The organism is Streptococcus sp. NLAE-zl-C503 (genome assembly GCF_900104285.1).
Taxonomy (GTDB): domain Bacteria; phylum Bacillota; class Bacilli; order Lactobacillales; family Streptococcaceae; genus Streptococcus.
Genome location: NZ_FNJT01000004.1, coordinates 85,349 through 97,895 on the forward strand (window position 1 = coordinate 85,349; position 12,547 = coordinate 97,895).

The window sequence follows — 12,547 nt, forward strand, 5'->3', positions numbered from 1 at the left end:
ATTGCTCCTTAATAAAATTGTTCTAGTCTCTTTAATTCTTCATAATGCTCCATATTCCTAAATTTAAATACTCTTGCTGGATGACCACCTGCGATTGCTCCTGGAGGTATTTCCCCTACAACTGTACTCCCTGCTTGAATAACTGCTCCTTCTCCGATATGAGATCCGCCGAGGATAATAACATTATTCCCAATCCAGACATTATCATCAATAATTACGTCTTTATGTATGTACTTGTTGTCGTACGGTATCTTAGTTCCTGTATCATAGTCATGAAACGACGTTATAATTTGGCAATTCATACCAGAATGGAAATTTCTTCCTATCGAAATTCTACCTTCTCCAAACATTGACATGCCATTAAAAGAAACATTCTCAGAAAGATAGGTATTCGAAGTAACAAATGTTTTTCCACCCGTGTACACTCTTCCTTTAGCAACTGCAGCTTTTCTTCTAACCCGATAACTATAGAAAATTTGATTAAATCTTCTAATTAAACTATTTAGCATTCTCCCACCTGCTCTAACCTTTCATATAATATTTGAAAAATCAATATAATAAAGTAATACGGGTAATAGGTTACACTTTCAATAAACATTACTATAAACAAACAAAAGTACGAAAATAAAAACAATGAAGCTACTCTACAATTTCTAATCTTCCTTGTTAAAAATATCATATAAAAAATCATAATAAAGAAAGAGACGATACCAATTACTCCATTATCTATTGCTAATTGCATAAACTGATTATGAGCATAGTTGATCCCCTTAGCACCAGAATCTTGCCACGGAAGATTGAAATGAAGGCTAAAAACTCCATAACCATATATTTTTGAATCTAAAAATTTTTGATAAGCAATACGCCAAATTTGATAGCGGCCATTAAAAGTAAAATCAAAATATTGTAAATATCTTATCAAATAACCTTGAATATCAATGAAAAGAAGCAGAATAGTTATAATAAATGTCAAGAAAGAAATCAGAATTCCTCTCTTCCAAAATACTCTCTTTATGTTAAATGATAATGCGTAAATAATCATGAAGATTGCTATAATCTTTGATAAAAAAACATCAGCATATAGACAATTGAGCACAGTCAAAATTTGTAATAGTAAGGCCATCTTGCGATTTCTATTTCCTATCATTAAGTAATAGGAAGAAATGAAAAAAGCTATAATTCCAAATTGTGATATCACTTGGACATGCCCCAAAAAGGTTATATGATAAATATTGGTAAAATTCATCATAAGATCCAAAGTATTTATAAAGAATAAAAGAGTTAAACAGTATAAAAATATATCACTAATTTTTATAATCAATACCCTATCTTGAATCTCATTAAAAAATAAATATATACAGATCGGATAAAAGACTGTTTGTAAACCCGAATCTATTGTGCCTGTTAAAAACAATGTAATAACTATAGAAACAATATAATACTGCAATATAAAAAAAGTATATGATGCTAGGTGTAGTCTCTGATATAATATTTTTATAAAAATATATATCATACTGGCTGCGATGGTGAAATATAAACAAAATTTATAAATTAGAGTAAAAAAATCTGCAGATGAAGAATAAGTTAATGTAATACCTCTAGGATATAAAATTGTAAAGATATAAAGTGCACAAAATTGTAAAAAAAATACTTTGGAAAGCGATATTTTCATTATCTTTTCCTTTCTAGAATTTTCTTTAATTGTAGAATCTTATCCCTACCAATATATCTAATGATTTTATTTTTTATTCTAACTCTCACAGGAGTCCAAGAGGCACTGTAATGATGAATTGAATATGTTTTCTCCGATAATAAATTTCTAGCATTGGCTCCAACATATATAGGATCAAAATACTCAGCAGGATAGATAGTAAAATACTCCGTTTGAACAATGTTAGAAGAAGGCTGATAGCCAAAATCAGTAAAGACAAACGAATTAAGTATGGGACATGCCAACTCATTCTTTTTACACGGATCAAAATCTGTATTATCATACAGTCTTAATAATTCTTTTAATATCTCCGTCCCCTTTTCCGAACCAAAACCTAGACCAGTAGCTACTAATCCATTTACCTGGTGAGCACCAAAAAAAGCTACATGGTCAAGCAATTCATCAAGATTTCTAATCAATTCAACATCTGTATCCAAATAGATACCACCATTTTCATATATGATTCTTAACCGTGCATAGTCGCTAACAAATGCCCAAGCTTTGTTTTCATATGCAGCCTGAACAAAATTGTTTTGATCACTAATAATAAAATTGCTTTCATCCCATCTAATAATCTCATATTCCGGACAAAATTTTCTCCAGCTATCAATACATTTTTTAACATCAGTAGGTAATGGACCTCCACCAAACCAGCAATAATGTATTTTTTTTGGAATCATTAGTTTTTCCTTTCCCTGACTATTTAGTAATTATCTATAATGATAGGAACTCTCTTACAATAAAACAAATTCTCACTAGTACGTATTTATCACTAAATTTATTAAATTAATTCGACAGTTCTTATTGAACATATAATATAATATAATACTTACTAAGTTAGATTTTATCATTTTTCTCTCTTTTTTGATTCACTAAAATATTCAAACAGCATTGTCGCTGATGCTCATATCTTAGCATATTAACACATTTATTTGTATTCTATCCCAAATTACTTCTCTGATGCTATATTCCTCGCTGGAACTCCTACTAAAATTGAACCAGGTGGAAAGCTTTTTGTTACAACAGCATTAGCTCCTACTTTTGAACCCTCACCAATCGTTATCCCTCCTATAATTTTAGCGCCTGCTCCAATATCAACACCTGCTTCGATAATAGGAGATTTTCCCACGTCTCTTTCCATCCCTTTATTACCAATGGTAACCTGCTGTCTTATCACAACATTATTCCCTAAAGTTACATCGCCATTAACTATTATCCCATACGGATGAAACAATATTATATTATCACTAATATTTTGTGATGCTGGTAATTCTGTATTGAAAATACCAATTACAAATATAGCATTTAAAATTTGATACATTTTATAATTTAACTTATGATAAAAAGTTGATCGTCCTACATGTCTTTTACCATATTTAAAAATTGTAATTATTAGTTGAGCTTTCCTATCATTTTTCATTTTCTTGTCCTATCTTTTATAGCCATTATCAATTTATTGTATAAAGTATCTAATTTAACTGATTCCAGTTCAATATCATAACCAGCTTCTCTCGCAAGTCTTTGATTCTCAATTGATTGTCTCAATCTATCTTCTGGACAGAAATCTCTTATCGCTTTTCCCCAATAAAGAGGGGTCCCAATTGGTAAAGAAGTCACTTGTTTAGTGTAGATACACTCCTTTGTTATAGTATCAGATAAGATACATTGTATTCCATTTAGTTGCCATTCTACTGACACCAGAGGGAGACCTTCGTACAAGCTTGGGAGAAGCATTATATCCATAGCAGACACGAATGATTTCATATCATTAAGATGACCTAGAAAGAAGACCCTATCTTCTAAAGATTTTTCAGAAACCATATTCTTAATTTTTGATAAAGTTGACCCTTCACCTACTAAAAATAATTTAACATCTAGTCCTTGTATTACTAAATTTTCCAATAATAACACAAGAAATTCATGATTTTTTTGAACATTAAACCGACCAACATGACCTAAAGCAAGAGTTGTATCTTTAAGAGATAGTTTTTTTCTAAATTGTTGTCGTTTGGACTCACTAAATTGATAACGCTTTATATTTCTTGCATTATGAATAATAGTATATTCTCTATTGGTAAAAAGCCATTTCCCAGCTCCTTCACCACATGTCCACGCCTGCGTATATAACTTATGAAATACTGGCCGTAATACTTTATCTAATTTTCTATGGTCACAAGTAGTATTATGACTATGGGCAATCCTTACTGGGATCCCTGCAATTTTTGCAACAGATAGCTCGATTGACATTAAAGAACTACTACCATGAACATGAATTATATCATATTTATTAGCTCTTATTAATTTGTATAATTGACACATATAGTGAATAATCGCAGTTTTTTTCCGCTCTAGAACTACTACCTGGATACCTAAATTCTCAAATTTTGCTTTATCTTCTAACAGTGGGATATTAGTAGCTAAAACTGTCACTTCCCATTTATCTAGATCCATGCATTCTAAATAAGAATAGATAAACGTCCCTATTCCATCTGAAAATAAGCCACCTGTTGGAATATGCAAAATCTTCATTCATCTTCTCCATTATTTCTTATTAAATACGAATAGTAATCATTAAAATATAAAACTCACTATTTAATAACGATATAGTTTAAAAAGCTCTGACTGTATGACAATTATTAGTAACACAAAAAAACTGGCAGTCACACATATCTTATATAAACATATTTTCAATTATATCTGACAGTTCATTAGTAAACTTACTATTATGAGAACTAACTTGCTGAACTTTTGAATATTTAATATTCTCATTAAGTTTATCAATTTCATCGATTACAACTAGATCGTATCCTTCGCCTAGTAACTTTAAGCAAAATTCCATTTGGTGATCATTCACATGCTCGCCAAATTTTTCCTGTCTAGGTACTACAATTGGTCTCTTCCCCTTGGAAATCACTCCCATAAATGTTGCAGGTCCGCCATGTGTGATGACAATGTCTGCTTCATCCATATATCGATTCATCTCATCATAAGAAATCAAAGCTTTCCATTGGCAGTGCACTGGTTCATAGTCTGAAAAACCAGTCTGAATAAAAATATCATCCTGAATAAGTCCCTCGCCTTTTAGTCGATCAACCTCTTTAATAAGTCGATTAAACTGTTGCTCATGAGTACCTACTGTCACAAAAATCATTAGAAAATCCCTCCAAGATTGATTGCTTTTGGATATACTTTTTTCATTTCCTCCCACTGCACTATGAACTTATCTGTTACCGGATACACTAATTTCCCTGTTAATGTTGGCGTATCAATACGGTCAAAAACTTCAATATAGACTGTCTTAGCACCAAATATCTTTCCTAGATAAAAGAACGGAACTGCTACAGCAGCCCCTGATGAGATGATAACATCAGGGCGTTCCTTTCTCAAAATATTGAAAGCAAGAATCGTATTTTTAATAAGATTTTTCAAATTACGATTAGTAGGATAATGACAAGGATAAAATGTCTCATTTCCCAAGATACTTCTTGCATCCTCTTTATCAAAAGTAACCCAAAATCTTTCCTTATCTTTCCAGAAAGGTTTTAATAGATATAAATGAGTCAGATGACCTCCACTAGATCCAACTAAACATATTTTCATTTCCTACTTCGCTCCATCCTTCATCAATACAACCTTAACTGTCTTCAATAAAATTTCAATATCTTTCCAGATTGTCCAACCATCAATATAGGCCACATCTAATTTGACAACTTCATCGAAATTTTTGATTTCACTTCGTCCGCTGACCTGCCATAAACCTGTTATGCCAGGTTTAAAACTTAGACGGCGTTTTTGTTCTGGGGTATAGTGCTCATACTCGTCCACTGTTGGTGGTCGTGTACCTACCAAACTCATATCTCCCTTTAGAACATTGTAAAACTGTGGTAGCTCGTCCAAGCTCGTCTTCCGTATAAAACGACCAATTTTTGTGATACGTGGATCATCATCCACCTTAAACATTCCACCCTGCATGGTATTTTGTTCCATGAGTTCTCTTTTTTTATCCTCAGCATCTACACACATGGAGCGGAACTTATAAAAAGTGAACTGGCGGCCATTTTTCCCAATACGCGTCTGAGCAAAAATAGCAGTGCCTCCATCCTTTCGAATCAAAGGAACCAGTACAATACTGACTAGACCACATAATATCAAACCTACCAGGGAACCGATAATATCAATAACCCGCTTAGCAATCACGTGGCTAGTCTTATAAAATGTTGTAGAAAAAGTCACAACGTTTAATCCTGCCATCTCACGAATTTGCTTGTTACGTGCCAAGCTACGATCGAAAGCATTTAGATTGACTGTTACATCAATTCCCATCGTTTCAAACTGAGAGACAAGCTCACCAATATTGTATTTTTCACTTGGAAGATTGATAAAGACTTCATCGACCACCTCATGAGTCGCAAAGTTTACTATCTCCCCCTCTGCTACAACCTTTAAATAATCATGCTGAAAATCTGGTTTATCTAAAACACTGACGGCTACCAACTCCCCAACAACATCATCTGATTCTATTAGTCTATCCAGTACCTTTTCGACACGAGAAGTTGCTGTAAGTAGGAGAATCTTCTTACTTCCTTTAAAGTTGGGATAAGCCCGCTTCCAATACCACTTGATAAATAAGTTTAGCACATAGACTAAGAGAGCATGTAATATAAGGAAGTAAATCATGCCTCTTCTGGAAATACTAAATCGATCTTCTAAGAAAAAATTAGAAATACTAATCGCTAGCGCAAAGAATAGGATATATTTCAATGTCTGGACAAGTTCAATCAAATATCCCCTTTTAAAGAAATCCTGTCCATAATCACTGATATAAAAGACAAAATAGTGGAGGATATAAAGTACAATAGCTGTTGTTGAAACAATCTCCGTTTCTCTCACAGCACTAAGTAGATAAGTCAATAAAATAACAAGAAAACTCTGGACTATGGCCAATGAAGGCTTTACTACTTTTCCATTCATCTCTATCCCCCCAACCTATTTTTTATTTTTTTCCGTAATCACCATAATTTCCATAAGAACCGTATTTGTCTACTGAAGTATCGAATTTGTTCAACACAACTCCCAAAAACGGCTTCCCAGTTTGTTCCAACTGTTCTTTCGCTTTTTGAATATCCCGTCGATTTGTTTCACCTGCCGCTGTCACTAAAATAGAAGCATCGCATTTTCGCGTAATGATAGCCGCATCAATCACGACACCGACAGGAGCAGTGTCTACGATGATATAGTCAAAATATTTACGCAAGGTTTCAAGCATTGTATTGAAATTCTTACTTTGGAGAAGTGCTGTCGGATTTGGTGACACAGAGCCAGCCTGAATCACAAAGAGATTCTCAATATTGGTATCACAAAGCCCCTGTGACAGGTCTGTAGTCCCTGATAGAAATTCTGTCAGACCTGTAATTTTATCCCTTGCTTTAAAGACACCTGACATAACAGAATTGCGGATATCTCCATCAATCAGCAGCGTTTTGTAACCTGCACGCGCAAAAGCCCAAGCGATATTGGTGGAAGTCGTTGATTTTCCTTCTCCTGGTTTCACAGAAGTGATAGAAAATACTTTCAAATCATCTCCACTTAACTGTAGGTTCGTGCACAAAGCATTATAATATTCCTCTGCCTTTTTTACAAGATCCAATTTTGCCTGTGAGATTTCTAACGTTGGCATAACTTCCTCCTATTTCATTTTGTCCAAAGCTGGAACGACTCCTAGAAGTGGAATTTGCAGTACATCTTCAACATCTTCAGGACGTTTCACACGGGTATCGAGTAACTCAATCAAAAGAACAGTAATTACTGTTACGACGACTCCTCCGAGAAAACCAAATAAGGTGTTGCGTCGAACATTTGGAGAAGAGGGAGTCGTAGCTGGTCGCGCTTCTTCAAGCGTCGTTACATCAGATACTCGCGTTACAGAGATGATCTTTTCTGCAGCAACTTCTCGTAGAGAATTAGCAATGCGACTGGCTTCCTCTGGTTGTTTATCCTTGACAGAGATTGAGACGATACGAGTGTCGGCTGGTACAGTCACTTGAACTTTGCTAGCTAACGTTTTTGCTGGCATATCCAATTTCAAATTTGTCGCTACCTTTTCCAATACATCCTGCGAAAGGATAATTTCGCGGTAGTCTTTTACCAGATAAGAGCCTGCCTGCAAGTCCTGATTCGTCAGTCCCGGCTTATCTCCTTGATTACGGTTGACTACGTAAATACGCGTGGTGCTTGTATATTCTGGCTTAACAATAAAAGTGCTATATGCAAAAGCTCCCGCACCTGTCACAAGTGCCACTAATAAAATTATTAGCTTGCGTTTCCACAAGGTTTTAAGTAATTGAAATACATCAATTTCTATCGTGTTTTGTTCTTTCATCATTTCTCCTAAATTAGTTGATCCATTACAATTTTTCGAGGATTGTCTATAAAAAGTTCCTGAGCCTTCGCTTCTCCGTATTTTTGGGAAACAAGGTCATATGCTTCTGCCATATGAGGAGGTCTGCCGTCTAGATTGTGCATATCACTTGCAATCACATGAACCAAATCACGCTCCAAGAAATACTGCGCTCTTTTTTTCATGAATTTATAACGTTCTCCAAAAAGTTTGGGTTTGAGGACATGTGAACTATTTACTTGCGTGTAACAGCCCATATCGATCAGTTCTCGAACGCGTTTTTCATTATTTTCAAGAGCATCATAGCGCTCGATGTGGGCAATGACTGGAGTAATTCCCAACATCAAGATCTTGCTCAAGGCACTATGAATATCGCGATAAGGGGTGTTCATACTAAACTCTATCAAGGCATAACGACTATCATTGAGGGTCGGAATCCGCTTTTTTTCCAGCTTATCCAGAACATCTGGTGTGTAGTAGATTTCAGCCCCATAAGCAATGACCAAGTCACTCGCCACTTCCTTAGCTATTTCCCGAACCTGAAGAAAGTTTTCTGCTATCTTCTCTTCTGGAGTTTCAAACATGCCCTTGCGACGATGAGAGGTAGAGACAATGGTTCGCACCCCCTGCCTGTAGGCTTCTGTCAAGAGAGCCTTGCTTTCCTCTCTTGACTTGGGGCCATCATCTACATCAAAGACAATGTGCGAATGAATATCAATCATTTCATTTTCCCTCCAACACGTCTTGAATAGCAGCTTTGACAGATGCAAGGCTACTGTCGTCAATTTCCATCATATAGAGGTTACTATCTGGCATCGCATAGGAAGGAAGATCCATCCGTCCTGTACCTTTCAAGTCTTGCGAATTCACTTTGTAAGTTCCACCACTTTCTAACTGAGCATTGACCAAATTCATCATGGTCTCAAGTGGCATATTTGTTTGGATAGAATCTTGCAAGCTATCAATGATCGTACTATAATTTTTCAGTGCTTCGGTTGACGTTAATTTTTGAAGGATAGCCACAATCACCTTTTGTTGATTGCGCCCGCGGTCACGATCGCCATCTGCTAGGGAGTAGCGCTCACGAACAAAACCGAGAGCCTGTTCTGAATCAAGATGAACATTGCCCACAGGGAATTGAAACTTACCGTGTAGTGCTGTGAATTCCTGATCATTATAAACATCTACCCCACCCAACAAATCAATCAATTTCAAAAACGAAGTGAAGTTCAATCGCACATAGTAATTGATATCCACTCCATAGAGATTTTCTAAGGTGTGGATGGATGAATCAACTCCATAAATGCCCGCATGGGTTAATTTATCTTTTTGATTATTTCCACCGTCTGCGATTGGTACATAGGCATCACGTGGCGTTGTGGTCAAGAGGATCTTCTTGGTATCTCGATTGACAGTCATCAGGATATTGACGTCTGAACGCGACACTGAACTAATCGGGCCATAGGTATCAATTCCACTCACATAGATATTGAAAGACTGACTCTTTGAAGTTTTAGGAGCTTCTACTTTTTTGGTGAATCCCTTGGTATAAATCTTTTTTATCTTCGATGCGTAGTCTGGATACTCTGACTCGATGATATTTTCAAAGACACTATTTAGGACAATGGCCTTAGTCTCCCCTGCAATCAGACTCTTGTAAGCCGCCAAGTAAGACGAACTCTGGTCGACCGTCAAATCGGTATTCTGACTTGATTTGATATCAGCTAGTAGTTTTTGAATATTTTCATTATCAGTCCCAGTCGGCGCTGTCACACTTGTCAGTTGCGTAACATTTCCAACCTCACTATCTGCTAAAACAGCGACACTGATCGAATATTCTGAGTAATTAGAAGTCGCATTTAAACGATTGGTCAGTCCAACAAACTGCTGTACTGCAAAGAGCGACACAGAGCTGACAAGGATAGAGAACACCAACAGAAAAATGGTAAACTTTTCTGCTTTTTTATAGATAATCAAGAGTAGCCCTACCAAGGCAACTAGTAGGACTAACGTAGTTGCCACTAGATTAAGATATCTAAAAGCAAGGATATGGTATTTAAAAATCAAAAACAATAAAAAGCCAGCTAATAATAGATAAACAGCTAACAAGGCTATGTTAACGCTTCGCTTTACTTTCCCCGAGCGAGATCTCTTTGAACGTTTCGTCATGACACTCCCCTATACTATAATAATTAAAGTAATTATATCACAAAAGTAAGGTAAATTCCATTTATTCCCACAATTCTCAGCGTTTTCATTCATTTTTTCTTAGCTATATTTCGAAGTGACCGCTTTCATTATTTAGGAGCTTGAGCAAACAAAAATAAGGTCCCTTGCAAGAGACCTTATTTCAACTTTTTATTTGATATGATTTTCAAATTCTTTTTGACTTTGTTCGATAGCCCTTTTACTTTCTTCTTCCCACTTAGCCTTAGCTTCATCAAATTGTTTCTTGGTAACAGGGCCTTTTTGCAGTCTCATGTACTTGTAGTTGTTTCCATCACCTTTGATTCCCACTAGAGAGTAGGCACGTGTAAACGGAGTTACTTTGGTTACAGATGCTGTACCACCATTTGACATAACAGACATGACTAGAGAATTGTCAATCATCCAAGCTTGAGCTTCAGCGTATTTTTCATAACGCTTAGCAACATCTTGATTCTCAGCATCTGCTTCTTTTAGAAGTTTTGTATAGCTATCAAGTCCTAGGCTCTTGATCAGTTCTTGATCTTCCTTAGCATCTAGACCGAAAATTTTGAGATAAAAACCATCTTCGGCATTAAATGGATCCAGATAAGTTGACGGATCTTGATAATCACCAACCCAGCCATCAAAGTTCAAATCGTAATCACGAGCTGCTGGATTTGGTGCTAGGAAAGCAACATTCCCAAAATCATCCGTTGAAAGCTGTTGAACATCAATGACGACATTATCAGAACCTAATACTGTTTCAAGTGTTTGTTTAAGCGAATTCATACCAGAAACCGCATTTTTATCGGTTTGGTCAACAGGAACGTCCAAATGGATCGGGAAGGTAACCCCTTGGGCTTCCAATTCCTTTTTAGCTTCCGCAAATTTTGCTTGGGCCTTTTCCTTGTTGAAGTAACCGTCTTGGGCATCCGCCAAGTTGATTCCTGACCACTCAGTTCCGTAGTTCACAAGCTTAGAAGCTGTTACTTCTCCAAAGGTCTTATCTCCCACCTGGACAAATGTTGGGGGAACAAGGGTATTTCGAAGGGTCTTACTTGCCGCTTCTTGACCGTTAGATTGGGCAGAGTAGGTCGTACGATCGATAGCAAAGTTAAGCGCCTGACGGAAGTTCTTATTTAAAATCGCTGTTTGCGTTGAGTTCTTTTGTTGATCTGATGTTTTTGCAGTATGGTTATAGGCTTTACGGTTAACGTTAAAGTTGAAGTACCAAGAAGTCTTGTCTTGTAAGCTATAAACGATATTGTCTTGGTATTTTTCTTTCGTCTTGGCATAGCTCGAGCTATTTGGATAGACTCCCGCAAGTGAGTAGGCACCACTTTCAAAGTTTCGGATGGTCATCTCCTGATCTGAACCATCAAAGTAGGCTAACTTAACTTTCTCAATGGTTACTTTATCATGGTCATAATAGTGTGGATTCTTGACATACTCGATCGAAGATTTTGATGTGAAATCTTTTAACAGGTAAGGCCCATTATAAAGGATACTGTCTGGCGTCAAGGTCCCAAATTCTTTATCCTTTGATTTCAAGAACTCTTCGTTAACCGGAAAAAGGATACTGTTGGTTGTCTTTGAATTCCAATAAGGTTCTGGCCGTGTCAAAGTGTATTCAACCGTATAGTCATCCAAGGCTTTCACACCAACTGTTGTGAAGTCATTAGTCGCACCTGTCACATAGTCATTCAATCCCTTGATAGAATTTTGAATGAGATCCATGGCTTGCCCCTTGTTGTCCGCAGCATACTTGATCCCAGTAACAAAGTCTTGGGCTTTGACTGAAGCATATTCCTCACCATCAGCCGTATACCACTTGGCATCTTTTCTGAGTTTATAGGTATAGGTTAAACCATCCGCCGAAACTGACCAGTCTTCAGCTAGAGCTGGCGTTAGATTCCCATAGCTATCATTTTCTAACAAACCATCTACGAGATTGGTAATAACGGCAGTGTTATCCGCATAATAATCTATAAGATAGTTAAAAGTTGTCGGATTCGCACTAAATGTTGATGAATAAGTGCTAGTATCTGTGTTGGACTGTCCACATGCAGAGAGCATAATCCCTGTCGCTAAGACAAGACCTGTCCCAATCAGTCTTTTTTTCATTTTGATCATCATTCACTCCTTTATGTCACCTTTTATAACATAGCTATATTTTATCAAATTTATTCAAAAATGTAAAGTTACTACTTTTACGACAACTGCTGTCTCAAAATCAGAAAAAGGAAGTACAG

General features: G+C 36.3%; 12 protein-coding genes and 1 pseudogene. All 13 read right to left on the minus strand.

What is annotated here, in order from left to right:
* Window positions 1-8: 8 nt before the first annotated feature.
* A complete protein-coding gene (locus BLS46_RS07735; RefSeq protein WP_093586743.1) occupies window positions 9-509 on the minus strand; it encodes an acyltransferase in 501 nt (166 codons plus the stop codon).
* Window positions 503-1,123, minus strand: coding sequence for an O-antigen ligase family protein (locus tag BLS46_RS10130; RefSeq protein WP_345773356.1), 621 nt, complete (start codon window positions 1,121-1,123; stop codon window positions 503-505). The genes BLS46_RS07735 and BLS46_RS10130 overlap by 7 nt, the downstream gene beginning before the upstream one ends.
* A 548-nt stretch (window positions 1,124-1,671) precedes the next feature.
* A pseudogene (locus tag BLS46_RS07745) lies at window positions 1,672-2,394 on the minus strand (glycosyltransferase family 32 protein); the annotation flags it as partial.
* Window positions 2,395-2,660: 266 nt separating this feature from the next.
* Window positions 2,661-3,131, minus strand: a complete 471-nt coding sequence (locus tag BLS46_RS07750; protein ID WP_093586749.1) for a DapH/DapD/GlmU-related protein — start codon at window positions 3,129-3,131, stop codon at window positions 2,661-2,663.
* The gene (locus BLS46_RS07755) at window positions 3,128-4,240 is read right to left on the minus strand and encodes a glycosyltransferase family 1 protein (protein WP_093586751.1); all 1,113 of its coding nucleotides are present in this window, start codon (window positions 4,238-4,240) and stop codon (window positions 3,128-3,130) included. Before BLS46_RS07755 ends, BLS46_RS07750 begins: the two co-directional genes overlap by 4 nt.
* 142 nt (window positions 4,241-4,382) lie before the next feature.
* Complete coding sequence (locus BLS46_RS07760) at window positions 4,383-4,862, minus strand: glycosyltransferase (RefSeq protein WP_093586753.1); 480 nt, start codon at window positions 4,860-4,862, stop codon at window positions 4,383-4,385.
* Complete coding sequence (pssD, locus tag BLS46_RS07765; protein WP_093586755.1) at window positions 4,862-5,311, minus strand: PssD/Cps14F family polysaccharide biosynthesis glycosyltransferase; 450 nt, start codon at window positions 5,309-5,311, stop codon at window positions 4,862-4,864. Before pssD ends, BLS46_RS07760 begins: the two co-directional genes overlap by 1 nt.
* A 3-nt stretch (window positions 5,312-5,314) precedes the next feature.
* Window positions 5,315-6,682 carry a sugar transferase gene (locus BLS46_RS07770; protein ID WP_093586757.1) on the minus strand — a complete coding sequence of 456 codons (1,368 nt, stop codon included), beginning with the start codon at window positions 6,680-6,682 and terminating at the stop codon, window positions 5,315-5,317.
* Window positions 6,683-6,704: 22 nt separating this feature from the next.
* Window positions 6,705-7,388: a tyrosine-protein kinase gene (locus tag BLS46_RS07775; RefSeq protein ID WP_093586759.1), complete on the minus strand. Its 684-nt coding sequence runs from the start codon at window positions 7,386-7,388 to the stop codon at window positions 6,705-6,707.
* Between the two features lie 9 nt (window positions 7,389-7,397).
* Window positions 7,398-8,090, minus strand: coding sequence for a capsular polysaccharide biosynthesis protein CpsC (cpsC, locus tag BLS46_RS07780; protein WP_093586761.1), 693 nt, complete (start codon window positions 8,088-8,090; stop codon window positions 7,398-7,400).
* An 8-nt stretch (window positions 8,091-8,098) separates the two neighbouring features.
* Window positions 8,099-8,830, minus strand: a complete 732-nt coding sequence (gene cps4B / locus BLS46_RS07785) for a capsular polysaccharide biosynthesis protein Cps4B (protein ID WP_093586763.1) — start codon at window positions 8,828-8,830, stop codon at window positions 8,099-8,101.
* Window position 8,831: 1 nt separating this feature from the next.
* On the minus strand, window positions 8,832-10,277 hold the full coding sequence (locus BLS46_RS07790; protein WP_093586765.1) for an LCP family glycopolymer transferase CpsA: 1,446 nt from the start codon (window positions 10,275-10,277) through the stop codon (window positions 8,832-8,834).
* Between the two features lie 189 nt (window positions 10,278-10,466).
* A complete protein-coding gene (locus BLS46_RS07795) occupies window positions 10,467-12,428 on the minus strand; it encodes a peptide ABC transporter substrate-binding protein (RefSeq protein ID WP_093586767.1) in 1,962 nt (653 codons plus the stop codon).
* Window positions 12,429-12,547 lie beyond the last annotated feature (119 nt).

What these genes read in the sequence shown, in the direction of transcription:
- BLS46_RS07735 (WP_093586743.1), bottom strand. Translation starts at nt 509, where the DNA reads ATGCTAAATAGTTTAATTAGAAGATTTAATCAAATTTTCTATAGTTAT.
- BLS46_RS10130 (WP_345773356.1), bottom strand. Translation starts at nt 1,123, where the DNA reads ATGGCCTTACTATTACAAATTTTGACTGTGCTCAATTGTCTATATGCT.
- BLS46_RS07750 (WP_093586749.1), bottom strand. Translation starts at nt 3,131, where the DNA reads ATGAAAAATGATAGGAAAGCTCAACTAATAATTACAATTTTTAAATAT.
- BLS46_RS07755 (WP_093586751.1), bottom strand. Translation starts at nt 4,240, where the DNA reads ATGAAGATTTTGCATATTCCAACAGGTGGCTTATTTTCAGATGGAATA.
- BLS46_RS07760 (WP_093586753.1), bottom strand. Translation starts at nt 4,862, where the DNA reads ATGATTTTTGTGACAGTAGGTACTCATGAGCAACAGTTTAATCGACTT.
- pssD (WP_093586755.1), bottom strand. Translation starts at nt 5,311, where the DNA reads ATGAAAATATGTTTAGTTGGATCTAGTGGAGGTCATCTGACTCATTTA.
- BLS46_RS07770 (WP_093586757.1), bottom strand. Translation starts at nt 6,682, where the DNA reads ATGAATGGAAAAGTAGTAAAGCCTTCATTGGCCATAGTCCAGAGTTTT.
- BLS46_RS07775 (WP_093586759.1), bottom strand. Translation starts at nt 7,388, where the DNA reads ATGCCAACGTTAGAAATCTCACAGGCAAAATTGGATCTTGTAAAAAAG.
- cpsC (WP_093586761.1), bottom strand. Translation starts at nt 8,090, where the DNA reads ATGAAAGAACAAAACACGATAGAAATTGATGTATTTCAATTACTTAAA.
- cps4B (WP_093586763.1), bottom strand. Translation starts at nt 8,830, where the DNA reads ATGATTGATATTCATTCGCACATTGTCTTTGATGTAGATGATGGCCCC.
- BLS46_RS07790 (WP_093586765.1), bottom strand. Translation starts at nt 10,277, where the DNA reads ATGACGAAACGTTCAAAGAGATCTCGCTCGGGGAAAGTAAAGCGAAGC.
- BLS46_RS07795 (WP_093586767.1), bottom strand. Translation starts at nt 12,428, where the DNA reads ATGATCAAAATGAAAAAAAGACTGATTGGGACAGGTCTTGTCTTAGCG.